A 23,042-nucleotide genomic window follows, 5' to 3' on the forward strand; every position below is an offset into this window, starting at 1 on the left:
CGACCTTACGCCCCTATTGTTGCGAGTTATCTCAAAGTTTTTTCTCTCTGAATATAAAGTTCCGTTAAAACGCCTAAAACCTGAGTGAAGTCGCTCACGATTTTTGAGCTTTTTATATAAAAACGAAGTTGATTAGAACGATTTTGACGTTTTTATATTTTTATTTGTCACTATAAGTGGCTGTTATTTAAATGTTTATATTCTTTTTGATCTTCTCATTTTGAACTTGCTCAGATTGCCGCTGGGAAAGTTTTTTACTGCGAAAAAAGTTTGTCATATTTGCCCCGTCCACACATTGTTTCAAGTTCCTGCAATGTCCTAGTTAGCGAATTTGAAAATGGAAAAAACTAAAAATATAGGGGTTTAAAATGTCTTACCTAAAGAAAAGCCTACTTGCTACTGCAATCACAGGCATGATGTTCAGTGGTTCAGCTTTTGCTGATGGTGCAAACAGTGATGCAGCGAAAGAGTACCTAACTAAAGACTCTTTCTCTTACGAAGTTTACGGCATTATCGCGATGCAGGCCGCGTACCGCGATTACGATTCTGGTGATGCAAAACAAGATGATAACCTTGGTGGTATGCAGCTAAACAACGAATCACGTATCGGCTTCCGTGGTAAAAAGCAATTCGCTAACTTTGAGCCAACGTTCATTTGGCAAATCGAAGGTGGTTACGTAGACCCAAGCTTCGGTGGTGAAGGTGCAGGTCTTGGTGAACGTGACACATTCGTCGGTTTTGAAAGTGCTTCTTGGGGTCAAGTTCGTCTAGGTCGTGTTCTAACTCCAATGTACGAGTTGGTTGACTGGCCAGCATCGAACCCAGGTCTAGGCGATGTTTACGACTGGGGTGGTGCGATCGGTGGTGCTAAATACCAAGACCGTCAATCAAATACTATTCGTTGGGACTCTCCAATGTACGCTGACAAATTCTCTATCGACGCAGCAGTTGGTGCTGGTGATAAAGCTGGTCTAGGTGCGGGTGATGACTACTGGGGCGGCATCGCGGCTCACTACAAGTTAGGTCCACTACAATTGGATGCAGCTTACGAAGGTAACCGCAACATTGAAGCTGAAGGTCAAACTTGGGAAAACAACACATACCTAGTAGGTGTTCAAGGTTGGTTTGAAAACGGTATCTCTTTCTTCGCTCAATACAAATACATGGAAGCTGACGCAAGCAACGGTGTAAACGAGAAGCAAGATGCAATGTCAGCAGGTCTGATGTACACAACAGGTGACTGGCAGTACAAACTGGGTTACGCAGCGAACTTCGATCTAGAACGTGACGGTAAGACACTATCTAACACATCTGATGATGTTGTTTCAGCACAGATCATGTACTTTGTTGACCCATCTGCAGTGCTATACGCTCGTGCACGTATGAACGATTTCAACGAAGGTCTAGATGGTCTAGATGATGCAGCTCGCTGGACATCAGGTACTAACGGTGACTACAACGAATACTCTGTAGGTGTTGAATACTACTTCTAATAAAGAAGCAGCAAAAAGGGCGGAAACGCCCTTTTTGTCTTGATACTTATTCACATAAGCCATTGGAATGACTGGCCTGTTAGTTTCAGTGGCTTATCTAAATTGGTATAAAACGAGAAAACCATGATGAAAAAAACAACCACACTATTAGGACTTTGCGCAATCCTTTCTGCGCCTGCATTTGCTGCTCAACTGACTCTGCAAGCGGAATTGGTTCCTCGCGTTCTCAACAGTGAGTTCGTCTACCCTGAGTGGATCTCTGACAACAACAGCATCAAAGTTGAAGATGGTGCAAACCAACTTGCTGTAAATGTTGGTCAAATTGTGTTTGAAGATGGCAAGCGTCGTAAGTTTGATTCACAGCCGCTTTTACTTGAATTTGATGCACCGAAAGATGCTGAGCTTACGCTGACATACAACAAGTTCCGCACTATTGAAGAAGCCAAGGCTTTTGAAATGGACCCTAAACTGACGCTAAAAGATGCGAACGGCAAAGACGTTAAGTTCTCAATGGTTCAACTTCGCAAAGGTGGTTTACAAGGTTTCCGTGACTACGAACGTGAAGTCGCTGACTACAACCAAGCAATGAACAAGCATACGACAAAAGCGAGCATTGCAGCTTCTCCAGCGGTAACAAAAACACTGAAAGAGTCGTTCAACGATCTAAGCCGTGAAGAGCAGCAAGAGTTCATGCAATGGGCAATGCGTAACCTAAAGTAATCTGGTTTTCTTCTTTTATATAGGCTTTCTATAGCGATAGTAGTTATCTAGCAACAATTGTACTTAAGAGATAAATCAAAGGGCAGCATCGTGTTCGGTGGCTGCCCGTTTTTATTTCTGGCGTTAAACCACAAGGAAGGATTGTAGTATTGACTTACGGTGGTAAAATGTCGCCACTTTTATCCTTGACATTACAACGAGAGCCTTCTCGTTGCTCATTATCCCTAAGGAACTCAAATGACGGTTAAAACTCGTTTTGCTCCTAGCCCAACTGGCTACCTACACGTTGGTGGTGCTCGTACTGCACTTTACTCTTGGCTATACGCTAAAAACCAAGGTGGTGAATTCGTTCTACGTATCGAAGATACTGACCTTGAGCGTAACTCTCAGGAAGCGGTTGATGCGATCCTAGAAGGCATGGAATGGCTAGGTCTTGAGTGGAACGAAGGCCCTTATTTCCAAACTCAACGTTTTGATCGTTACAACGAGATGGTTGATAAGCTTCTAGAAGAAGACAAAGCATACAAATGTTACGCGTCTAAAGAACTGCTAGACGAAGTTCGTGCAGAGCAAGAAGCAAACAAAGAAATGCCTCGCTACGATGCTAACCATCCAAAAATTAAAGCGGCAAACGAAGCGGCAAAAGATGGCGATCCATGTGTTATCCGTTTCCGTAACCCGAAAGAAGGCAGCGTAGTATTTGATGACCAAATTCGTGGTCGCATTGAAATCCGCAACGACCAAATGGATGATCTGATCATTCGTCGTACTGACGGCTCTCCAACGTACAACTTCTGTGTTGTGGTTGACGACTGGGATATGGGTATCACTCACGTTGTTCGTGGTGAAGACCACATCAACAACACACCTCGCCAGATCAACATCTACGAAGCGCTAGGTGCGCCAGTACCAACATTTGCGCACTGTGCAATGATCCTAGGTGATGACGGCGCGAAACTGTCTAAGCGTCACGGTGCAGTATCTGTAATGCAGTACCGCGATATGGGTTACCTACCTGCTGCGCTAAACAACTACCTAGTGCGTCTTGGTTGGTCTCATGGTGATCAAGAAATCTTCACTCAAGAAGAGATGATCAACCTATTTAGCCTAAACGCAGTATCTAAGTCAGCGTCTGCATTCAACACTGACAAACTGCAATGGTTGAACAACCACTACATCAAAAACTCAGATCCAGCGTACGTTGCACAGCACCTACAATGGCACCTAGATCAACAAAAACTAGACGTAACTAATGGTCCAGCTATCACGGAAGTGATCAAGCTTGTTGGTGAGCGTTGCAACACGCTTGTTGAGCTAGCTGAGCAGATCCGTTACTTCTACGAAGATTTCTCTGAGTTTGAAGCGGGCGCAGCGAAGAAGCATCTACGCGGCGTAGCTAAAGAGCCTCTAGAGCTTGCTCTAGCGAAAGCTGAAGCACTGACTGAGTGGACGACAGCGAACATCAAGGATGGCGTTATCGCAGCAGTGTGCGAAGAGCTAGAAATCGGCATGGGCAAAATCGGTATGCCACTGCGTGTTGCAGTAACAGGTGGCGGTCAATCTCCTTCTGTAGACGCAGTAATGGAACTGATTGGCAAAGAGCGTTGTGTTGCACGCATCAAAATGGCTCTTGAGTTCATCGCTGAGCGCGAAGCAAACGCATAATTACTTGAATAAATAATCAGAAAGCCGCGATATATTTCGCGGCTTTTTTGTGCCTGACGTTAAGAAAACATCTTAACTCAACATAAATGACGTCGAAATCTGTATGTTTTCCCAACAATAGTTCGAAAGGTTAATAAGTTTTACTTATCCAAATATATCCTCGACGAATGTTTTTTTGTCCTTTTAATACAAAATATCTCTCTGACTTAGCACCAAAATCCATAAAGTTCCTTAAATATCGTCTCATTAATGAGAAGTTAATTTGCTTTACTTATTTTATTTTGAAATGACACGCAAACGTTTGCGTCATTGCTATCACTCGTATTTGAGTGCTCTAGATCACATAAAGTCATGCTTTTCGATGACATTAAATTGACAGTTTTGGGATTTGTCTTGGGATTTCTTGGAGTTATAGTGCTCGCCGTCAGTGAAGCAGCAATATGCATCACTGGTCAGGATCCATACCCAAGTAACTTTTATGCAAAATTGCGGAAGTTACTTCGGTATCAAAATCAAAGGATTTGAATAAAAGAATTGAAATACAACGTCAGTCAGGCGGCGCATTTCGTTACGAACAAGAGAACTTCTTTTAGAGGAATCAATAATGAAAAAACTAGCAGCGGTAATTTCAGCTTCTTTACTTATGGCTTCAGCAGCACACGCAGAAGTGTACGTGGGCGGTAAGATGGGTAAGTCTTGGATGGAAGACGCTTGTGTAGCTGGTCAAGCTTGTGACAAAGATGGCTCTACTCTAGGTGCTTTTGTTGGTTACGAAATGAATGACTACTTCTCAGTAGAAGCAGGCTTCGACAACCTTGGTGATTTTGACCAAACTTCTTTCGGCGGTCACGTAGAAGCAATCACTCTTGCTCCTAAATTCAGCCTACCAATCACTGAAGACATCGCTCTTTACGGTAAAGTTGGTGGCGCATACCTAATGATGAACGACGGTAAAGACGATTACTCTTACCTAGGTGCGGCTGGTCTTGAGTTCAACGTTAGCCAAAACGTAACAGCACGTGCGGAATACCAAACAATCACAGACATCAACAACGATTCAGTAAAAGCAATGGGTAACACAGCAACTCTAGGTGTGTCATTCAAGTTTGGCGGTCAAGACGAAGTGGTTGTTGAAGAAGAGCCAGTAGTTGAAGAAGTAGTAGTAGAAGAAGTTGTTGCACCAGTTGTTGTAACGAAAACTTTCGAAACTCAAACAATCGGTACAGGTAGCTTTGCGTTAAACAGCACAACGCTTAAACCTGCGAGCGCAGCAAAACTAGACGACCTAGTAGCGTTCCTAAACGAGTACCCACAAGCAAACGTTGATGTAATTGGCTACACAGATACTTCTGGTCCAGCGGCATACAACCTAAAAGTTTCTGAGAAGCGTGCTGAATCTGTAGCAAATGCTCTTGTAGAGAAAGGTATCGATGCTTCTCGCATTCACGCTCGTGGTGAAGGTGAAAACAACCCTATCGCTTCAAACGACACTCGTGAAGGTCGTGAGCAAAACCGTCGCGTAGAAATCGTTGTTCCTGAGTTTGAATACCAAGTTCAACAATAATCGCGAAATCTAACACTAACCGTTAGAAAGCTAGATACGAAAAGCCCCAAAGAGTTCGCTCTTTTGGGGTTTTTTTATATACCCAAGTGACTTTAAGATTCCGGATTCAGAGCGTTGTCATTGATTCCCTATTTACCGAAAGCAAGCAAGGAAAACAACGTAGCGTACCTGCTCATTCCAAGTTGTTTGCGCAGCCATTGGTTTAATAAAAAAGCGAGTCAATGACACACTCCCAAAGGGTACTCTTTGCAAATAGCAAGAACCTTGGCTTGTATACTTTGTTGTCGATTCTTGATTTAGGTCCACTAGACCTTTAAATCGTCGCCGCGTCTACAAAACAAGTCATTCTCGCTGAACCCTGCATCTCGAGGTTACTTGGGTATATCTGTTTATCAGCGAAGAACACTCAATGAAAGGAAGGAATAAAGGTCACTTGAGGTCAATGCTGTTGAGACGCCCCATAAACGTCAGGATTTCCAGGTTATCTTTGTGTGCATCCAGCAACGCTTTCTTTGTTTGCATATAGGCGGCCAATTTGCCGTACTTGTTAATAGAGCGCACGACCGTTTTATACTTGTACTCGCCAGCATCGTTAAACTCACGCCATTTCGCAATGTAGCAGGTGTCTCTATTATCAGGATCCTCTAGAGTAGGGTTAGGCTTATGGACAATCTTTGGTTCGACGCTATGCGGCAGTCTGGTCATTAAATAAGGGTCTTTCAGCAGACGACGCCAAAATTTACCCCACATCTCCCGTCCAAGCTCGTTACGCAGCTTGATAGCCTTTTTAAGCCCTTTCTTTTCTCCAATGCGAACGAAACCTACGGAGCGGTGTAAAACCGTGTCATCCGGTGTGTGGATATGAATCTTGAAGGCCGTTTTGCCCTTCGAGATGAAGCGGTGTCCAGTGTTTGTAATTAAATTGCTCTTAGACATAGTGCTAACTAATAGTTTTGTTAATAGCTAAAAGGGTAAGCAAAACTCATAGATAATTAAAGTAATAAAATACAAAACTGTAAATAGCATGAGTATTGAATCTTTTCTGATACATCTAAATCAAGACAGAATTCTTGAGTTAGGCACTCCCTCAAAGCCGGCAAAAAGTTTGTCTGCTAAGAGTAGTCGATAAAGGCAAGGCGTCATCATGCAATCGTTTATTAACGTTTTGACAAGCAAAGATCGCCTTCAAAAAAGAATATGAAATGAGTTATGAAGACTTAAAAGAATGGATGGCTCAGTTTTACCTTGAGTAAGGTTTGCTTATTGGGAGAATTCGGGGCATCAACCTCAATGCATGGACATTTTGTGGATACAAACAAAAACGCCTTAGCTAAAGTTATAGCTAAGGCGTTGATCTATGTGGCGCCCCCAGTAGGATTCGAACCTACGACCTGTCCCTTAGGAGGGGACTGCGCTATCCAGCTGTGCCATGGGGGCGTAATCAAATAAGATGCGTTGCCTATGATATTCAAAAGTAGGCATATGGCAATGCTTTATACGTGCATCTACAACATCTTGTTCATTACGTCGCCAATTTGCACGCTAGATGCAAGGTTTGGCTGGTCAATCGTGAGCTCCGCTTCGTGTTCGTAAACACGAGAAACCGTTAGGGTAATTTCACTCTGAGACACCTTGTTACGCGGCAAGCCATTTTGATCGATGAACGACGCCGTGTGCCAAAGTTGTAGCTGGTCGCCTTCTTTTACGCCGTGCATACGACCAAGATCCATGGTTACGGTATTGCCAAATACTGCAACGACCTCAGGAAGCGTGATCTTACAAGATAGCTCTGATTCTAGGTCTAGCATGATATTGCGGCTCACACGCAGCATCATCTCACCGTAAGTCGATGCCCAGAAACGTGCGCTACGAGTATCTACTTGACTGGTTTTTGCAAAAGGCCAGTGTGCCACTTCACGATAGTTTTTGTGGTAGACCTCGTGACCTGTCTTGCCATCAAAGACTTTCATCTCTAGTGCAAACTGACGGTTGATCACATCATCTTGGAGTAGTTTGGCATCAATGGTTGCAGTTAAGTCTGTAATCACACCACCGATGATGTACTGAGCGCCATTATCTTGAGCAATCATCTGGGTGCGTTCTGGTGACTTCGCTGAGATCGAATAGTCTGTGGTGCCGACAGAAACAAAGCTGCGCGATGTTTGATCTAACTGGCGGTTGACGACGTGACTAAAATCATTGCCCACGTTGTAGATCTGTCCCATCACCGCTTGCTGCGGAGAGGCAACATCAATATTGCCGACTAATACCGTCTTCTTGTATTGATTCACGTGGCAACCCGTTGCCGACGGATAGATGTCCACTCGGATCCTCATTTCCATCTTGCCGCCACGTTTACGTTCAGATTCTACCAAGATGTAACGTACTTCATGGTTCGTGAATTGGTACTCTTTACGGCTTTCTTCTAGCAGTGGCATCAAGTTACTGATGCTACCGATATCCGCACCCGAAAAGTTGACGGCTTTAAAGAGTGCGTCCTCTAACGCATGTAGCCTTGCCGCTTCATCTGAAGAAACGATCGTGGCAACGCCTGTCACTTCATACCAAGATGCCACCGCACGAAATGGTAGGATCAATATGAAAGTGATTGATATAAGGCTAAAAAATATTTTTTTCATTGTTTGTAACCGTTCGGGTATAAATATTGCTTTACCAATTTCAGTGAAGTTTGGTGAGCTTTCTTTCGTTCGACAAACAGAAGAAAAGCAAAGACTGTTCCAAGATTGCACTTTATAGAAATGAAGTCAGTAAAGAGCAGTAACACCTAAGATTATCTGGAGAATCAAACCATGAAAAGATGGCTTGTTGCCGCATCGATGATGACGCTTTTAACATCGTGCGCATACTCACCAATTTATAATGGTAAAGAACCGTACTCTGGCAGTCAGTTCATGTTAATGGACAGTCCACGCCATACGATGGATTTCTTTATTGAAAGCATGACTGAAGAGTTGATGGTTTCAAACGTTGCAGTGTCGTCACGTACGCCCGTTGCGATTACTTCTTTTGTCGACCTGCAAAACATGGATTCAACCAATTGGTTGGGTAACTCAGTATCGGAAGGGTTTATCCACCAGTTCCAACGTCGCGGTTTTAAAGTTGTCGACTTTAAAACGACAGGTTCAATCCAAGTAACCCAACAGGGTGATTTCGCTCTGAGCCGAGATTGGCAAGATCTGGCACAAGAGCAAGAGATCCAGTACGTATTGACGGGCACAATGCTACGTCAAGAAGGCGGTGTCCTCGTCAACGCACGCATTGTCGGTATGCAGAGCCGCATTGTTGTTGCTACGGCGCAAGGCTTCTTACCTGCGGACCGTATCGGTCGTGATCTGGATACGCTTAATAGCATCCGTACTCAAGATGGTGTGTTAATTCGTTCTGACCCAACTATCCGTCAGCCATACACAGTGATTCTCCGCCCGTAGGAAACAGACATGAAGAAGTTATTATTTATTATCGCGACCTTAGTGCTGGTGGGTTGTCAGCCTCTGCAGCAGATGCGTCAAGACGAAATTTTAGTGGCGGTGGGTTATGCAAGCGTTAGTGAGCAAACCGGTCGCACAATGGAAGAGAAGCGCGTTCGTGCAATGCGTGCATCTAAGATCGATGCGTACCGCGAACTTGCCGAGCAAGTATATGGCATGCGCGTAAGTGGTCGTGCGCAGTTGGAAGACCAACGTTTAGGCATTGAAAGCACAAGCGGTGCTGTAGACGGTGTGATTCGTGGTGCAGAAGTGGTACGTAGTTACTTAGTTGAAGACAGCTATGTGACAGAGTTGCGTTTGGATATCCGTAAGATGGATAAATTGCGCGACTACGGTGAAGTGCAGCAGGTGCCTGAGAAGCGTCAGCAGACCTTGTTCTAATTCAATCTTCACTAAACAGATGATCTTTTTGAGCGGCTGATTGGCAACAATTGGTCGCTTTTTTATTCGTGATACTTTTTGGGAATGAGTGAAGCTAATAAGCTTGCTGTATTAGACGGCAGTTTAAATAGACTGAGGGACAGAAGAAAAGAGCTAGGCTTTGATGTTGGTGCCTAGTGTGGAGATGGTGTGAGTTTTACCGCCGGAGTTGTAAGTCATGCCGACCTTTCCGTGCGTGCGTTGAAGCATGTTGTTGAGTTTATTGAAACTCGATTGGGCACGATTGAGCGATTCACCATTCATTTGGTTTACTTGCTGACAATCGAGAACGATAGATTGGATTTGAGCGACAACCTGACTCAGGTTTTCATCTTCGGTAAGTTGATTGACGTGCGGGTGAGAGGCGATTCGCTGGTCGGTGGTTCTTAGTTGACCAATGAGTGTCATCTTTTCCTTGGCGAGTTTTTCGATCTCAGTAGATACACGAGCGCTGATCGCCTGTGTTTCTTGACGTAACACACCAGAAAGTGCTTTTGCATTTTCTAGTTGGAAGTTTACAAGATCGACTAATGCTGCCATGAATACTTACCTTGGGCCTAAGTCAGTTAGCTTTTGCCTTGCAATTCATTTTCAAACTTAATCATATTGTCAGCCAGTTTTTCTGGGTCAACTTTGTATGAACCGTTTGCAATTGCTTCTTTAATTGCCGCCACTTTCGCGCTGTCATAAGCCGGAGAAGCTGCCATATCCTTTTGGAGTTTGCTGACTGCTTTGCCTTGTTGGCTTAATGATACCGCGTCTTGTTGTGCTGGCGCTTTCTTTGATTCTGTTGTGCTGGTCGCACTAGAATCAGTACGTGCAGGAGCGCGACTTGTCGTCGTCATCATCTGACCTGAACGTATATTATCTATACCTGCCATATCTCAACCTTAAACTCGTATCGTAATACTGGTATCCAGACTATCGACCAAGCGCAAAATAACTTTAGAGATTTTTTGCATTTTTATTGATCGATTTGCCGTACACCAGCCTACCTTAGAAGGTGATGGTGATTTCCGCAATACCTGTCACAATTCCTTCTATTATACGTTGGGACTTATCATTTTTCACTCTTACTTGATCACCAGATGATCCATCTTGCAATGCCGTACCCTGTGTGGTGATGGTCATGCCGCCTTTTACGGCTCGAATCGTCACTTTTTCATTTCGGCAAACTACGCACACATCGTTACGTTCGACCACGTCACCCAAGCGAACATTGCGTTTTAACTTTGCGCCAACTACTTGCTCAAAGTTAGTAAAGCCATCTTTGCGAAAACGCTGAAGCTCGATCATTGATGTGGTGACATCTGAAGCGCTAATGATCTCGCCGCGACCCAATTGGCGGGTAGAAACGATCATTGGCACTGACGCTGAGATCCTAACTGGGACATAAACTTTCCAGTTGTCAGCCAGACACTCGACTAAGACGTTGATGTTGCTACGTGTGCTACTGGTTGATGATGCAGACGTTTCCAGTGGCTCTGGGCAATCCGTGGCTTTGATACGTGGATCAATATTTGCTGCATTGACTGTTAATTTCCCTCCCGCTGGCTGCTCTACCGTGCTAAGAATGTGCTGTTCAGCGGCGGTTCTGATTTGCTCAATTTGACTTTCCGTTGCTGAATGAACAAAAAAGCTAAACATACTGAGCAAAATGCCGATAAACTTAGCGTACTTTGTAAATAACGCTCTACATATTGTCATAGTAAATGGTGTCGAATTTATATTATGATACGCCATACTGTTTCTCTGGTATTATGCCTGCCAGTGGTAGAGTATCATTTAAAAACAAAAAGTTTGAGATGGAGATGAGCATATGACGGGGATTCTTGACTCGGTGAATCAGCGTACGCAACTCGTCGGCCAAAACCGATTGGAGCTACTTACTTTCCGATTGATGGGTCGACAGCGCTACGGCATTAACGTATTCAAAGTAAAAGAAGTACTTCAGTGCCCTAAGCTGACTTCGATGCCAAATCTACACCCGCTGGTTAAAGGTGTCGCTCATATCCGTGGCCATACCGTGTCAGTGATCGATTTAAGCTTGGCTATTGGTGGTCGTCCGACGACTGATATCGACAAGTGTTTTGTTGTGATCGCTGAGTTCAACCGAACAATCCAGGCGTTTTTGGTATCTTCTGTTGAGCGTATCATTAACATGCACTGGGAAGCGATTTTGCCGCCGCCAGATGGCGCAGGTAAAGCACACTACCTAACGGCAGTCACTAACATCGACAACGAGCTAGTTGAAATTCTGGACGTTGAGAAGATCTTGGCTGAGATTGCACCAGTAGATGAAACCATGGATTCAACCATCGGTGAAGAAATTGCAGTCGCAGAACAAGAAAAGCCAATCGTACGTCGTATTTTGATTGCGGATGACTCTACGGTTGCGCGTAAACAGGTTGAACGAGCAATTACTTCTATCGGATTTGAAGTTGTCTCTGTGAAAGATGGTAAAGAAGCGTACAATAAGCTGATCGAAATGGCACAAGAGGGTAGTATCTACGATCAGATCTCCTTGGTGATTTCGGATATCGAGATGCCAGAGATGGACGGCTATACCTTAACAGCTGAAATTCGCAGAAATGCAGATTTGAAGAACCTTTATGTTATCCTTCACTCCTCATTGAGTGGCGTCTTCAACCAAGCCATGGTTGAGCGTGTAGGTGCGAACACCTTCATTGCGAAATTTAACCCAGACGAATTGGGTAACGCGGTTAAATCTGCTTTAACACAATAAAAGAGACATTAATGACTGCTATTACAATCAGTGATCAAGAGTATCGTGACTTTAGCCGTTTTCTAGAATCACAATGTGGCATCGTATTAGGTGACAGCAAACAGTACCTAGTGCGCAGTCGACTGAGCCCGCTTGTGACTAAGTTCAAGCTTGCTTCTTTGTCGGATCTGCTGCGTGATGTCGTGACAGGTCGCAATCGTGAGCTGCGTATTGCTGCTGTTGATGCAATGACGACTAACGAAACATTGTGGTTCCGAGATACTTATCCGTTCACGGTATTAGCTGATAAACTATTGCCGGAGATGGCGGCAAACAAACGACCAATCAAAATTTGGTCTGCAGCCAGCTCGTCAGGTCAAGAACCTTACTCAATGGCGATGACTGTTCTGGAAACACAACAACGTAAACCAGGACTGCTTCCGAACGTATCGATTACGGCTACGGACATCTCATCGAGCATGTTGGATATGTGTCGTGCGGGTTTGTACGACAACCTAGCATTGGGACGTGGTCTTTCTCCTGAGCGTCGCCGCACCTTCTTTGAAGATGCGGGAGACGGTCGCATGAAAGTGAAAGACAACGTAAAACGCCTAGTGAACTTCCGTCCTCAGAACTTGATGGACAGTTATGCACTTATGGGCAAATTCGACATCATCTTCTGTCGCAATGTACTGATTTACTTCTCGCCAGAGATGAAGTCTAAAGTACTAAACCAAATGGCAAACAGCCTTAACCCAGGTGGTTACTTATTGCTTGGTGCGTCAGAATCGCTAACAGGTTTGACTGACCGATTTGAAATGGTGCGCTGCAACCCTGGCATTATTTACAAGTTAAAATAGCGGACTCTTTAACCCATTCCAAAGCCTGACCTTGTGTCAGGCTTTTCTTTTTTATTCGATTTTCTTTTTCCTTGTCTTTTTTCACGTCTCTTATTCTTACATCGCTTTTTCGCGCCCTTGTCCTAAAAGCTCACGCCATTTTTGCCTGCTCCCGACCATAGGGTGTATATTTTTTAAAGAGTCGAGCTGATTACTCGATTCGTATGACACTCCATCAATAACATTGGCTTGCTTATTGCAAACCACTACGTCGATAACTGAAGCGGCAAAATGGCATGTTCTATTTTTGGCACGCTAATTGCTTTTTAGTTATTAATTACGGTCAGTTCTTAATGTAGAGGCAAACATGGCTATATCTTTTGACAACGCACTAGGCATCCACCAGTACACGGTGGGCGTACGTGAGCGCAACGCGGAGGTGATTTCCACCAACATCGCGCAAGCAAACACGCCTGGTTATAAAGCAAGAGGTTTAGACTTTGCCAAGGAATTGCAGGCGGCAACATCTGGGGCAAGCATTGGTCTTAGCCGCACAGATGGTCGGCACATTCCTGCCACTACAACGTTGGTCGGGGACAAGCTATATCGTCTACCTACGCAACCAGATACGGGCGATGGCAACACGGTTGATTTGGATTTAGAGCGTAACTTGTTTATGCAAAACCAAATTAGACACCAAGCATCACTCGACTTTCTAGGCAGCAAATTCAAGAACTTAACCAAAGCAATCAAAGGGGAATAATTTAGATGAGCTTATTTAACGTTTTCAATGTGACAGGTTCCGCAATGAGCGCTGAGTCCGTTCGTCTGAATACTACCTCAAGCAACTTGGCGAATGCCGACAGTGTCAGCAGTTCTGCGAAAGACACTTATAAGGCTCGTCATGCTGTGTTTGGTGCTGAGTTAAGTAACGCCATGCGTGGCGGTGATACGGTGCCAGTGAAAGTGATGGGTATTGTAGAAAGCGATAAACCGCTTAGTGCGGAGTACAACCCTGACCATCCCCTTGCAAACGAGGAAGGCTACATCTACAAGCCTAACGTGAATGTAATGGAAGAAATGGCAAACATGATTTCAGCTTCTCGCGCATACCAAACTAATGTGCAAGTGGCTGATTCTAGTAAACAAATGCTGCTGCGTACGCTGCAGATGGGTCAATAAGGATAAGGGGGTAGCGTATGGCCGGAATTAACAACGTTGGTCAAAGCGGCTTGTCCTATATCGACCAGCTTAAAAGCCTACAAGAGAACAAGAAGACTGAAGAGAGTACTGGTAAGCAGGACCTGAAACAGGAAGACTTCCTATCTTTGCTCACTAAGCAATTGTCTCAACAGGACCCTTTTAAGCCGGTAAGTAATGACCAGATGATTGCGCAAATGGCGTCATTTGCGACCGTAGATGGCATTGGCAAGATGAACTCTCAGTTCGAGAGCTTAAACTCGTCAATGACATCAAACCAAGCGTTACAAGCCTCCTCTCTGGTTGGTCGTGACGTATTGGTCCCAGGTGCGGCGGGTGTGAAGCAAGACAATGCGGCAATGGCGGCAATGGTTAAGCTAGCACAACCGATCGACAACTTATTTGTCCGAGTAGAAAACGAAGCGGGCCAACTGGTGCGTACTTTTGAGGTAGGTGCGAAACCAGCCGGTGATACTCGTGTACTTTGGGACGGTAATGATGAAAACGGTAATCCGATGCCTGCTGGCAAATACAATGTGAAAGCGTCTGGCTTGGTAGAAGGGGAGTCTCAAGAGTTCCCAGTATCTACGTACGCGAACGTGAACAGTGTGTTGCTAGGCAAGGGTGACGGTAACGTATTACTCAATCTGGCAGGCTTTGAATCGCCAGTTCGACTTGCAGAAGTTTTGGAAGTTGGCAAAGCGTAATCAATAGCACGTCAGGTTAGGAGATTTTGGAATGTCATATGTATCTTTAAGCGGTTTGTCCTCCGCTCAACTGGATTTGAACACCACCAGTAACAACATTGCGAACGCCAACACGTACGGCTTTAAAGAGTCTCGTGCGGAATTCAGCGATGTGTACTCAAACTCTTTGTTCACTAACGCAAAAACCACTCCGGGTGGTGGTGCACAAGCGAACCAAGTGGCGCAACAGTTCCACGAAGGTTCAAGCATTTACACCAATAACCCAATGGATTTGCGTGTATCGGGTACGGGCTTCTTCGCGGTAGCGAAAGATCGTCTTATCCCACAACAAAATGAAATGACACGTAACGGTGCATTCCATTTGAACAAAGACAACTACATGGTAACAGCGAACGATGAGTTCCTACTTGGTTACCAAGTAAACCCAGAGTCTGGTGAGGTTTCATCTTACGAGCCACAACCAATCAATATTCCTGCAGAATTTGGTAAGCCAAAACAAACAGCGAACATTGAAGTGGGTGTGAACTTACCTGCTAACGGTGATTTGAAAGATCCAACTCAGTTTGATTTTTCTGACCCGGATACATATAACCGCTCTACGTCTTCGACGATTTATGACTCAATGGGTCAGTCTTACAAGTTAACTACGTACTACTTGAAAGACCAAACTCAACCGAACACGTGGCAAACCTACTACACCGTGACAGATAAAGGTGGTGAGAAGCCATTGAACATCGCAAACGGTGATGCGGCAACGCCAACGGGTCATGTTGGTCACACAATGAAGTTCAACAACGACGGTACATTGGCGAGCCTAAACAATGGTCAGCCAATCACATCGGTAGCGTTGGGCGATCCTGCGACAAACACGACACCACTTGATCTGAACGGTGCGGACATTGCGCAAACACTTAACTTTGGTCTAGGTTCAGCAACACAGTTTGCCGCTCCATTTGAGCTAACTAAGTTCGATGAAGATGGTGCGACAACAGGCTTCCTAACCAAAGTCGACTTTGATGAGAACGGTAGCGTGTTGGGTACTTACTCAAACGGTGAAAACGTAACATTGGGTCGTGTAGCGCTGGTTCGTGTTCCTAACGAGCAAGGTTTGGATAAAAAAGGCGGTACTCAATGGGATTCAACACAGTTCTCTGGTGACAAGATCTGGGGTGAATCTAACAAGGGCTCTTTCGGTACTATTAACAACGGTATGCTAGAGCAATCAAACATTGATATGACTCAGGAGCTGGTGGATCTGATCTCTGCTCAGCGTAACTTCCAAGCGAACTCTCGTGCGCTAGAAGTACATAACCAGCTACAACAAAATATCCTGCAGATTCGCTAGAGCGCTAATTGATAGCTCACTAGGTAATCTGTTTAATCAAACGCTGCGTGCGCTTGCCGCTTCGTTTGATAACATCATGACATTCATCTGATGCTCAACCTGAAATTACCTCAATTCAGGTTGGGCATGCTTTGATCTCCAGCTTGCCGCTATTGCCGCTAAGCGGATCAAAACATTGCCTCTCTTTTGGTTGATTCTCATTGAATTGCCATCTTAAAGACTACATTTCACATTCAAGTCTTTGATTAATAACATTATTTTAATGTTGGCATAACTATTGCTTTTACTCCTTCGTACAGAGAATTTTTGGAGTAATTTATGGATCGCGCACTGTTTCTCGCAATGAGCGGCGCCAAGCAAAATATGCAGGCCCTGCAATTGCGTGCCAACAACTTGGCAAACGTGAGTACAACGGGTTTCCGTGCTGACTTGGCACAAGCTCGTTCTATGCAAGCTTATGGTGAAGGTTTACCTTCACGTGTATTCAGCATGACGGAACGTCCAGGGCACAACTTTGCGCAAGGTAGTGTGATCACTACAGGTCGCGATCTTGATATTACAGTGGAAGGCAGCGGTTGGATTGCGGTTATGGACCAAACTGGTAAAGAAGGTTTGACGCGTAACGGTAACCTAAAAGTTGATCAAAATGGCTTGCTGACAAACGCTAGTGGTCATGTGGTACTGGGCGAAAACGACGCGCCAATTACGTTGCCCATTCCAGTCTCCAAAATCGAAATCGGTCGTGATGGCACCATCTCTGTACTGCCTCAAGGTGCGCCTGCCGAAGAATTAGAAGTGGTTGATCGTATTAAGCTTGTACGCACAGACGATCAAAGCTTATTTAAAGATACCAATGGCTTATTCCGCCATAAAACTCCAAACCAGCCTTACGAAGCAGACGGCACTATCAGCATCCAAACCGGTGCAATTGAAGGTAGTAACGTAAATGCCGTGGGTGAAATGACTGCTCTGATTGACCTTCAGCGTCAGTTTGAAATGCAAGTCAAGATGATGAGCACCGCTGAAGAGATGGATAAATCTTCAGATTCATTGCTTCGTATGAGTTAACAGAGTTAGAGGTTCACAATGCATCCAGCACTATGGGTAAGTAAAACGGGTCTAGATGCCCAGCAGACCAACATCGCAACGATTTCGAACAACTTGGCGAACGCCTCTACCGTGGGCTACAAAAAAAGCCGCGCGGTATTCGAAGATCTTTTCTACCAAAACATTAACCAGCCTGGCGGTCAATCGTCTCAAAACACTGAACTGCCAAGTGGTTTGATGCTGGGTGCCGGCTCTAAAGTGGTTGCGACACAAAAAGTGCACACGCACGGTAACGCGCAAACTACAACTAACGCTCTCGATATGATGGTAGAGGGTGATGGCTTTTTCCAAGTGACACTGCCAGACGGCAACATTGGTTACACTCGTAACGGTCAGTTCACGCTAAACGGCGAAGGTACGCTAGTGACCTCTGGCTCCGGTTACCCAGTTGAGCCAGAGATCGTGATTCCTGAAGATGCTATCTCGATTACTGTCGGTACTGACGGTGAAGTCTCTGTACGTATCCGTGGTGAGCAAAACAACGTTGTTGTTGGTCAGTTAACCATTACCGATTTCGTAAACCCTGGTGGTCTAGAGCCAATCGGTCAAAACCTTTACCTACCAACAGGCGCAAGCGGTGACCCACAAGAAGGTGTCCCAGGTCTTGATGGTTTGGGCGAAATTCGTCAATCCATGCTTGAAGCATCAAACGTGAACGTAACTGAAGAGTTGGTCAACATGATCGAAGCGCAGCGTGTGTATGAAATGAACTCAAAAGTGATCTCATCTGTCGACAAGATGATGAGCTTCGTTAACCAGCAGCTTTAATCGCTAGAATCGGGATTTAGGAGCCAATGATGAAACGTATTTGTCTACTTGCACTTATCGCTACGATGTCTGGCTGTACGATGCTAGAGCCTATCGAAACAGATGAAGTCAGCCAAGCAACAACAGTGGTTGATGCGGTTGAAGGCGATAAGTCGAAAGATGAGAGCAGCGGCATCATTGATACTCTGCGTGGCAGAAGCGATCCAGTAGCAGGCGATCCGGCATGGGCCCCGATTCATCCTAAGCAAAAGCCAGAGCATTACGCGGCGGCAACGGGCTCTTTGTTTAGCGCAGAACACATTACTGACCTGTACGATGACTCTAAACCTCGTGGCATTGGTGACATCATTACCGTGACGCTCGATGAGACGACTCGTGCGACTAAGAGTGCAAATGCGGATCTATCGAAAACCAACGACGCGAAGATGGAACCGCTGTCGGTGGGTGGTCAAGAGCTGCAAGTGGGCGGTAAGTACAACTTCTCTTACGATTTGAACAACACCAACACGTTTGCTGGTGATTCCTCGGCGAAACAGAGTAACAGCATCAGCGGTTACATTACGGTGGAAGTGATTGAGGTGCTGGCAAACGGCAACCTAGTGATCCGTGGCGAAAAGTGGATGACGCTAAATACGGGTGACGAGTACATTCGCCTGAGCGGCACAATTCGTCCTGATGACATCAACTTCGACAATACTATTGCGTCAAATCGCGTATCTAACGCAAGAATTCAATACTCTGGCACGGGCCTACCACAAGATATGCAAGAGCCTGGTTTCTTGGCACGATTCTTTAATGTAGCCCTATAAAACGCCGCATTGACGGCAATTTGACTGCAAGAGATTAAGTAAGCATGAAAAGAATCCTATTAGCACTGATGAGCGTTGCACTGTTCGCAACCACAGCCCAAGCTGCACGTATCAAAGACGTCGCACAGGTGGCAGGTGTGCGTAGTAACCAACTCGTGGGTTATGGCTTGGTTTCAGGCTTACCAGGAACGGGTGAATCCAATCCGTTTACAGAACAAAGCTTCGCGGCAATGCTGCAAAACTTCGGCATTCAGATGCCGCCGGGCACAAAGCCAAAGATCAAAAACGTTGCCGCAGTAATGGTAACGGCTGAGCTACCTGCGTTTTCGAAACCGGGTCAGCAAGTTGACGTGACGGTTTCTTCAATCGGTAGCGCGAAAAGTTTACGTGGCGGTACCTTGTTACAAACTTTCCTAAAAGGTCTAGATGGACAAGTTTATGCGGTTGCTCAAGGTAATCTTGTTGTCAGTGGTTTCAGTGCAGAAGGTGCCGACGGCTCAAAAATCGTTGGTAACAACCCGACGGTCGGCCTTATCTCTAGCGGTGCAACAGTAGAGCGTGAAATCCCAAACCCATTTGGGCGTGGCGACTACATCACATTTAACCTACTGGATTCTGATTTCACGACTGCGCAGCGTATGGCTGATGCGGTAAACAACTTCCTTGGTCCTCAGATGGCAAGTGCTGTCGATGCCACGTCTGTGCGTGTTCGTGCTCCACGAGACATCAGCCAACGCGTTGCATTCCTATCGGCAATTGAGAACCTAGAGTTTGACCCGGCAGATGGCGCAGCAAAGATCATTGTTAACTCTCGCACTGGCACTATCGTGGTCGGTAAGCATGTCCGTCTTAAACCAGCGGCCGTAACGCATGGTGGTATGACAGTCGCAATCAAAGAAAACCTTAACGTTAGTCAGCCGAACAGCTTCTCTGGTGGTCAAACGGTTGTCGTGCCGGATTCTGATATCGAAGTGAGTGAAGAAAAAGGCAAGATGTTCAAGTTTGAACCGGGTTTGACACTGGATGATCTCGTTCGTGCGGTTAATGAAGTTGGTGCAGCACCTTCTGATTTAATGGCGATTCTGCAAGCATTAAAACAAGCTGGTGCCATTGAAGGCCAGTTGATCATCATCTAATCGATTAGGAGGCAAACCATGGTGAACAATCCTAACGATATCGGCTTTATTCACGACATCAGCTCCCTTGATACGCTGCGTCAGAAAGCCGTAAAAGAAGGCAAAGACGGCGAGCATGAAGCACTGCGTGCGGCTGCTCGTCAGTTTGAATCTATCTTTACGTCGATGATGCTGAAATCAATGCGTGAGGCGAATGAAGGCTTCGAATCGAACTTCATGAATAGTCAGAACGAAAAGTTCTACCGCCAAATGCTTGATGAACAAATGGCAAGTGAACTGAGTGCTTCAGGTTCAATGGGGCTAGCTGACATGATTGTTAAGCAGTTGACGGTAGGCCAGGGCGATGACAAGAGTGAAACAGCAATGCGCGATGCGGCAAACAATGCTGTGGAATATCGTCGTGTAGACCCTAAAAAAGCGCGCGAGATTGAGCAGCGCTTGATTGAATCGGGTCAGCTGTCTCGTCCAGGTTCAGAGCCGTCACGTTTTGATACACCAGAATCCTTCGTTAACTCGATGAAGCCTTACGCTGATCGCGCAGCAAAAGCACTGGGTGTCGAGCCGTCATTACTGCTTGCTCAAGCCGCGCTAGAAACAGGCTGGGGGCAAAAGGTGGTGAAGAATGCGCGTGGTAGCAGCAACAACTTATTCAACATCAAAGCGGACAGAAGCTGGCAGGGTGATAAGGTAACGACTCAAACCTTGGAATTCCATGACAATACGCCAGTGAAAGAGACTGCCGCATTCCGCTCTTACTCTAACTACCAAGACAGCTTTAATGATTATGTGCGTTTCTTGAATGAAAATCCGCGCTACGAAACCGCTCTTCAACAGAAAGGTGATTCGGAATCATTTATTCGTGGTATCCATAGTGCAGGTTACGCAACCGATCCAAATTACGCAGACAAAGTACTGCAGGTGAAGCAGAAAATCGAGAGCATGTAATTCATAACGATTTTGAATGCTTAAGACACTTCTTGATAAGGCTTGCTATGGTGCAAGCCTTTCTTTTTTCCTAGGTTTCTCTTTCTTTTCTAAACTGGCACATCTTTTGCTAAGTGCTAACTAGGTGATCGGTCAATACCGATTTTATTTCGTTTTTGGGGGCATGTATGGCGTCAGATCTGTTGAATGTGGGTACACAAAGTGTGCTTACTGCTCAGCGACAGTTGAATACGACTGGTCATAACATTTCTAATGCTAATACAGAGGGTTACAGCCGTCAGTCTGTTATCCAAGGCACCAATGACCCACGCCAATTTGGCGGCTCTACCTACGGCATGGGCGTGCATGTGGAAAATGTTCGCCGCTCATGGGATGAATTTGCCGTTAAAGAGCTTAATTTGTCCACCACCAACTACGCCAATAAGCTAGATAACGAAAAGAACCTCGATTTGCTGTCTGGCATGTTGTCTTCTGTGGCATCGAAAAAGATCCCAGAGAACATGAACGAATGGTTTGATGCTGTGAAAACCATGGCGGACACTCCCAATGACATGGGGGCGCGTAAAGTAGTATTGGAAAAAGCCAAACTACTTAGCGATACCTTAAACGAATTCCACGAAACCGTACGTCAGCAATCCGATGTGACGAATAAGTCACTGGATATGGGCATTGAACGCGTGAACCAACTTGCCGTTGAGATCCGCGATGTTCATCGATTGATGATGCGAACCCCAGGTCCTCATAACGATTTGATGGACCAACATGAAAAGCTGATTAAAGAGCTGTCTGAATACACCAAAGTTACCGTGACCCCGCGAAAAAACGCTGAAGGTTTCAATGTGCATATTGGTAACGGACATACGCTTGTTTCAGGCACGGAAGCTAGCCAGCTGAAGATGATTGATGGCTTTCCTGACGTCCATGAACGTCGTCTTGCTATGGTTGAAGGTGGCGGCATTAAAGCGATCAAATCGGACGATATTGACGGCAAAATTGGGGCACTATTGAAAATGCGCGACGAGCACATCCCTCAAGTGATGGATGAACTTGGTCGCCTATCGGTTGCTTTTTCAAGTGAAGTGAACCACTTGCAATCACAAGGTTTGGACCACTACGGCAATGTCGGTGACCCTTTGTTTACCGATGTGAACTCAGAGCCGTTAGCGAAATCTCGTGTAGTAGCCGGACCTCAATCTACTGCTGATATGGCGGTATACATCAACGACATTAGTGCGCTGAAAGGCGGTGAGTATTCGCTTCGTTACGATGGCGACAGCTACAGTGTGACGAAGCCGAATGGTGAAACCGTTAAGCTGAACACCGATTCAGGGAATGCGTTCTATCTTGATGGTATGCGAGTGGAAGTGCGCAATGAACCTAAAGTCGGTGAGCACATTTTACTTCGCCCAACGCGCAGCAGTGCGGCACAGATAAAAGTTGAAACCAACGACCCAAAAGCCATTGCAGCGCAAAGCTATGAAGCGTCAACCACATTCGCTCAAGGCAACGCGAAGTTTGAAATCGTTGACGCAGGTGACCTACGAGAGTTTGAGGTAGTGGTTTCTCCTACCGGCGATCAATTTGCTGTTACGGACACCAAAGGCAATGTGCTTATGGCTCCGCAGCCATACCCTCCAACTGGACCTGTGTCGGTAAGCCTACCAAGTAACCATCCGGGTTATAAAAACGGTGGCGCGACGGTATTTGAGCTCACGAGTGGTGCACTACCTAACGATAAGTTTACGGCCAACCTTGTGCCTTCTGAAGGTGATAACGGCAACTTACGTAAGATGCTGAATATTCAAACCGACAAGAAGATGAACGGCAATGAGTCGACTCTGGTTAGTCTTTACTACAACTTGAACACAGATGTGGGCTTGAAGACATCCACTGCAAGTCGCTTAGCCGATGTCGCTCAATTAGAAAGTGAAGCAGCGCAAGAGCGAGTGGCGTCGATCTCGGGGGTAAACCTCGATGAAGAAGCGGCAAACATGATGAAGTTCCAACAGGCGTATATGGCCTCTTCTCGTGTGATGCAGGCGGCAAATGACACCTTCAACACCATCTTGCAATTGCGATAACAGGAGGCC

Annotated in this window: 23 protein-coding genes and 1 tRNA gene; 18 read left to right on the plus strand and 6 right to left on the minus strand. The window is 45.6% G+C overall.

What is annotated here, in order from left to right:
* Positions 1 to 368: 368 nt before the first annotated feature.
* From chiP to J4N44_RS03750, 4 genes are all read left to right on the plus strand, one after another.
* Positions 369 to 1,493, plus strand: a complete 1,125-nt coding sequence (gene chiP, locus J4N44_RS03735) for a chitoporin (RefSeq protein WP_005449228.1) — start codon at positions 369 to 371, stop codon at positions 1,491 to 1,493.
* Between the two features lie 123 nt (positions 1,494 to 1,616).
* Positions 1,617 to 2,213: a YccT family protein gene (locus J4N44_RS03740; RefSeq protein ID WP_252044858.1), complete on the plus strand. Its 597-nt coding sequence runs from the start codon at positions 1,617 to 1,619 to the stop codon at positions 2,211 to 2,213.
* Positions 2,214 to 2,450: 237 nt separating this feature from the next.
* Entirely contained in the window at positions 2,451 to 3,878 is a 1,428-nt protein-coding gene (gltX, locus tag J4N44_RS03745) for a glutamate--tRNA ligase (RefSeq protein WP_005449225.1), read from the plus strand.
* Positions 3,879 to 4,482: 604 nt separating this feature from the next.
* Entirely contained in the window at positions 4,483 to 5,442 is a 960-nt protein-coding gene (locus J4N44_RS03750) for an OmpA family protein (RefSeq protein WP_005449221.1), read from the plus strand.
* A 429-nt stretch (positions 5,443 to 5,871) separates the two neighbouring features.
* Here the strand turns inward: J4N44_RS03750 and J4N44_RS03755 are convergent, their stop codons facing one another.
* The 3 genes from J4N44_RS03755 to J4N44_RS03765 all read right to left on the minus strand — a co-directional run bounded on the left by J4N44_RS03755 (position 5,872) and on the right by J4N44_RS03765 (position 8,081).
* Positions 5,872 to 6,378, minus strand: a complete 507-nt coding sequence (locus J4N44_RS03755) for a hypothetical protein (protein WP_005449220.1) — start codon at positions 6,376 to 6,378, stop codon at positions 5,872 to 5,874.
* Positions 6,379 to 6,802: 424 nt separating this feature from the next.
* Positions 6,803 to 6,879 (minus strand) — tRNA-Arg (locus tag J4N44_RS03760).
* 68 nt (positions 6,880 to 6,947) lie between these two features.
* Positions 6,948 to 8,081, minus strand: coding sequence for a flagellar assembly protein FlgT (locus J4N44_RS03765; RefSeq protein WP_017188417.1), 1,134 nt, complete (start codon positions 8,079 to 8,081; stop codon positions 6,948 to 6,950).
* A 171-nt stretch (positions 8,082 to 8,252) separates the two neighbouring features.
* Here J4N44_RS03765 and J4N44_RS03770 point away from each other — a divergent pair, with 171 nt between their 5' ends.
* Positions 8,253 to 8,891: a FlgO family outer membrane protein gene (locus J4N44_RS03770; RefSeq protein WP_005449216.1), complete on the plus strand. Its 639-nt coding sequence runs from the start codon at positions 8,253 to 8,255 to the stop codon at positions 8,889 to 8,891.
* 9 nt (positions 8,892 to 8,900) lie between these two features.
* A complete protein-coding gene (gene flgP / locus J4N44_RS03775) occupies positions 8,901 to 9,332 on the plus strand; it encodes a flagellar assembly lipoprotein FlgP (RefSeq protein WP_005449214.1) in 432 nt (143 codons plus the stop codon).
* 153 nt (positions 9,333 to 9,485) lie between these two features.
* On the opposite strand, the gene J4N44_RS03780 is transcribed toward flgP, so the two are convergent.
* The 3 genes from J4N44_RS03780 to flgA all read right to left on the minus strand — a co-directional run bounded on the left by J4N44_RS03780 (position 9,486) and on the right by flgA (position 11,114).
* Positions 9,486 to 9,911, minus strand: a complete 426-nt coding sequence (locus J4N44_RS03780) for a flagella synthesis protein FlgN (RefSeq protein WP_005449212.1) — start codon at positions 9,909 to 9,911, stop codon at positions 9,486 to 9,488.
* Between the two features lie 26 nt (positions 9,912 to 9,937).
* Positions 9,938 to 10,252, minus strand: coding sequence for a flagellar biosynthesis anti-sigma factor FlgM (flgM, locus tag J4N44_RS03785; RefSeq protein WP_005425628.1), 315 nt, complete (start codon positions 10,250 to 10,252; stop codon positions 9,938 to 9,940).
* Between the two features lie 115 nt (positions 10,253 to 10,367).
* Positions 10,368 to 11,114: a flagellar basal body P-ring formation chaperone FlgA gene (gene flgA / locus J4N44_RS03790; protein ID WP_045488675.1), complete on the minus strand. Its 747-nt coding sequence runs from the start codon at positions 11,112 to 11,114 to the stop codon at positions 10,368 to 10,370.
* 76 nt (positions 11,115 to 11,190) lie between these two features.
* Between flgA and J4N44_RS03795 the strand changes: the two genes are divergently transcribed.
* The 12 genes from J4N44_RS03795 (at position 11,191) to flgK (ending at position 23,033) form a co-directional block, all read left to right on the plus strand.
* The gene (locus tag J4N44_RS03795) at positions 11,191 to 12,117 is read left to right on the plus strand and encodes a chemotaxis protein CheV (protein WP_005449208.1); all 927 of its coding nucleotides are present in this window, start codon (positions 11,191 to 11,193) and stop codon (positions 12,115 to 12,117) included.
* A gap of 11 nt (positions 12,118 to 12,128) precedes the next feature.
* Positions 12,129 to 12,956 (plus strand): protein-glutamate O-methyltransferase, encoded by an 828-nt coding sequence (locus tag J4N44_RS03800; RefSeq protein ID WP_009696835.1) that lies wholly within the window; start codon positions 12,129 to 12,131, stop codon positions 12,954 to 12,956.
* Between the two features lie 346 nt (positions 12,957 to 13,302).
* A complete protein-coding gene (gene flgB / locus J4N44_RS03805) occupies positions 13,303 to 13,698 on the plus strand; it encodes a flagellar basal body rod protein FlgB (RefSeq protein WP_005449205.1) in 396 nt (131 codons plus the stop codon).
* 5 nt (positions 13,699 to 13,703) lie between these two features.
* The gene (flgC, locus tag J4N44_RS03810; protein WP_005393132.1) at positions 13,704 to 14,117 is read left to right on the plus strand and encodes a flagellar basal body rod protein FlgC; all 414 of its coding nucleotides are present in this window, start codon (positions 13,704 to 13,706) and stop codon (positions 14,115 to 14,117) included.
* A 17-nt stretch (positions 14,118 to 14,134) separates the two neighbouring features.
* Positions 14,135 to 14,842 (plus strand): flagellar hook assembly protein FlgD, encoded by a 708-nt coding sequence (gene flgD, locus J4N44_RS03815; RefSeq protein ID WP_005449203.1) that lies wholly within the window; start codon positions 14,135 to 14,137, stop codon positions 14,840 to 14,842.
* Between the two features lie 31 nt (positions 14,843 to 14,873).
* Positions 14,874 to 16,187, plus strand: coding sequence for a flagellar hook protein FlgE (gene flgE, locus J4N44_RS03820; protein ID WP_005449201.1), 1,314 nt, complete (start codon positions 14,874 to 14,876; stop codon positions 16,185 to 16,187).
* Between the two features lie 318 nt (positions 16,188 to 16,505).
* Positions 16,506 to 17,255, plus strand: coding sequence for a flagellar basal body rod protein FlgF (locus J4N44_RS03825; RefSeq protein ID WP_005449199.1), 750 nt, complete (start codon positions 16,506 to 16,508; stop codon positions 17,253 to 17,255).
* An 18-nt stretch (positions 17,256 to 17,273) separates the two neighbouring features.
* Positions 17,274 to 18,062, plus strand: coding sequence for a flagellar basal-body rod protein FlgG (gene flgG, locus J4N44_RS03830; RefSeq protein ID WP_005449197.1), 789 nt, complete (start codon positions 17,274 to 17,276; stop codon positions 18,060 to 18,062).
* A 29-nt stretch (positions 18,063 to 18,091) separates the two neighbouring features.
* Positions 18,092 to 18,871: a flagellar basal body L-ring protein FlgH gene (gene flgH, locus J4N44_RS03835; RefSeq protein ID WP_005449195.1), complete on the plus strand. Its 780-nt coding sequence runs from the start codon at positions 18,092 to 18,094 to the stop codon at positions 18,869 to 18,871.
* A 44-nt stretch (positions 18,872 to 18,915) separates the two neighbouring features.
* On the plus strand, positions 18,916 to 20,007 hold the full coding sequence (locus J4N44_RS03840) for a flagellar basal body P-ring protein FlgI (RefSeq protein ID WP_005449193.1): 1,092 nt from the start codon (positions 18,916 to 18,918) through the stop codon (positions 20,005 to 20,007).
* Positions 20,008 to 20,025: 18 nt separating this feature from the next.
* On the plus strand, positions 20,026 to 20,952 hold the full coding sequence (gene flgJ, locus J4N44_RS03845) for a flagellar assembly peptidoglycan hydrolase FlgJ (RefSeq protein WP_005449191.1): 927 nt from the start codon (positions 20,026 to 20,028) through the stop codon (positions 20,950 to 20,952).
* A gap of 167 nt (positions 20,953 to 21,119) precedes the next feature.
* On the plus strand, positions 21,120 to 23,033 hold the full coding sequence (gene flgK / locus J4N44_RS03850; RefSeq protein WP_005449189.1) for a flagellar hook-associated protein FlgK: 1,914 nt from the start codon (positions 21,120 to 21,122) through the stop codon (positions 23,031 to 23,033).
* The last annotated feature ends 9 nt before the right edge of the window (positions 23,034 to 23,042 follow it).

The organism is Vibrio sp. SCSIO 43155 (assembly GCF_023716605.1).
Classification (GTDB): domain Bacteria; phylum Pseudomonadota; class Gammaproteobacteria; order Enterobacterales; family Vibrionaceae; genus Vibrio; species Vibrio harveyi.

Coding starts and splice junctions, on each gene's coding strand:
- chiP (WP_005449228.1), top strand. CDS start 369: ATGTCTTACCTAAAGAAAAGCCTACTTGCTACTGCAATCACAGGCATG.
- J4N44_RS03740 (WP_252044858.1), top strand. CDS start 1,617: ATGATGAAAAAAACAACCACACTATTAGGACTTTGCGCAATCCTTTCT.
- gltX (WP_005449225.1), top strand. CDS start 2,451: ATGACGGTTAAAACTCGTTTTGCTCCTAGCCCAACTGGCTACCTACAC.
- J4N44_RS03750 (WP_005449221.1), top strand. CDS start 4,483: ATGAAAAAACTAGCAGCGGTAATTTCAGCTTCTTTACTTATGGCTTCA.
- J4N44_RS03755 (WP_005449220.1), bottom strand. CDS start 6,378: ATGTCTAAGAGCAATTTAATTACAAACACTGGACACCGCTTCATCTCG.
- J4N44_RS03765 (WP_017188417.1), bottom strand. CDS start 8,081: ATGAAAAAAATATTTTTTAGCCTTATATCAATCACTTTCATATTGATC.
- J4N44_RS03770 (WP_005449216.1), top strand. CDS start 8,253: ATGAAAAGATGGCTTGTTGCCGCATCGATGATGACGCTTTTAACATCG.
- flgP (WP_005449214.1), top strand. CDS start 8,901: ATGAAGAAGTTATTATTTATTATCGCGACCTTAGTGCTGGTGGGTTGT.
- J4N44_RS03780 (WP_005449212.1), bottom strand. CDS start 9,911: ATGGCAGCATTAGTCGATCTTGTAAACTTCCAACTAGAAAATGCAAAA.
- flgM (WP_005425628.1), bottom strand. CDS start 10,252: ATGGCAGGTATAGATAATATACGTTCAGGTCAGATGATGACGACGACA.
- flgA (WP_045488675.1), bottom strand. CDS start 11,114: ATGGCGTATCATAATATAAATTCGACACCATTTACTATGACAATATGT.
- J4N44_RS03795 (WP_005449208.1), top strand. CDS start 11,191: ATGACGGGGATTCTTGACTCGGTGAATCAGCGTACGCAACTCGTCGGC.
- J4N44_RS03800 (WP_009696835.1), top strand. CDS start 12,129: ATGACTGCTATTACAATCAGTGATCAAGAGTATCGTGACTTTAGCCGT.
- flgB (WP_005449205.1), top strand. CDS start 13,303: ATGGCTATATCTTTTGACAACGCACTAGGCATCCACCAGTACACGGTG.
- flgC (WP_005393132.1), top strand. CDS start 13,704: ATGAGCTTATTTAACGTTTTCAATGTGACAGGTTCCGCAATGAGCGCT.
- flgD (WP_005449203.1), top strand. CDS start 14,135: ATGGCCGGAATTAACAACGTTGGTCAAAGCGGCTTGTCCTATATCGAC.
- flgE (WP_005449201.1), top strand. CDS start 14,874: ATGTCATATGTATCTTTAAGCGGTTTGTCCTCCGCTCAACTGGATTTG.
- J4N44_RS03825 (WP_005449199.1), top strand. CDS start 16,506: ATGGATCGCGCACTGTTTCTCGCAATGAGCGGCGCCAAGCAAAATATG.
- flgG (WP_005449197.1), top strand. CDS start 17,274: ATGCATCCAGCACTATGGGTAAGTAAAACGGGTCTAGATGCCCAGCAG.
- flgH (WP_005449195.1), top strand. CDS start 18,092: ATGAAACGTATTTGTCTACTTGCACTTATCGCTACGATGTCTGGCTGT.
- J4N44_RS03840 (WP_005449193.1), top strand. CDS start 18,916: ATGAAAAGAATCCTATTAGCACTGATGAGCGTTGCACTGTTCGCAACC.
- flgJ (WP_005449191.1), top strand. CDS start 20,026: ATGGTGAACAATCCTAACGATATCGGCTTTATTCACGACATCAGCTCC.
- flgK (WP_005449189.1), top strand. CDS start 21,120: ATGGCGTCAGATCTGTTGAATGTGGGTACACAAAGTGTGCTTACTGCT.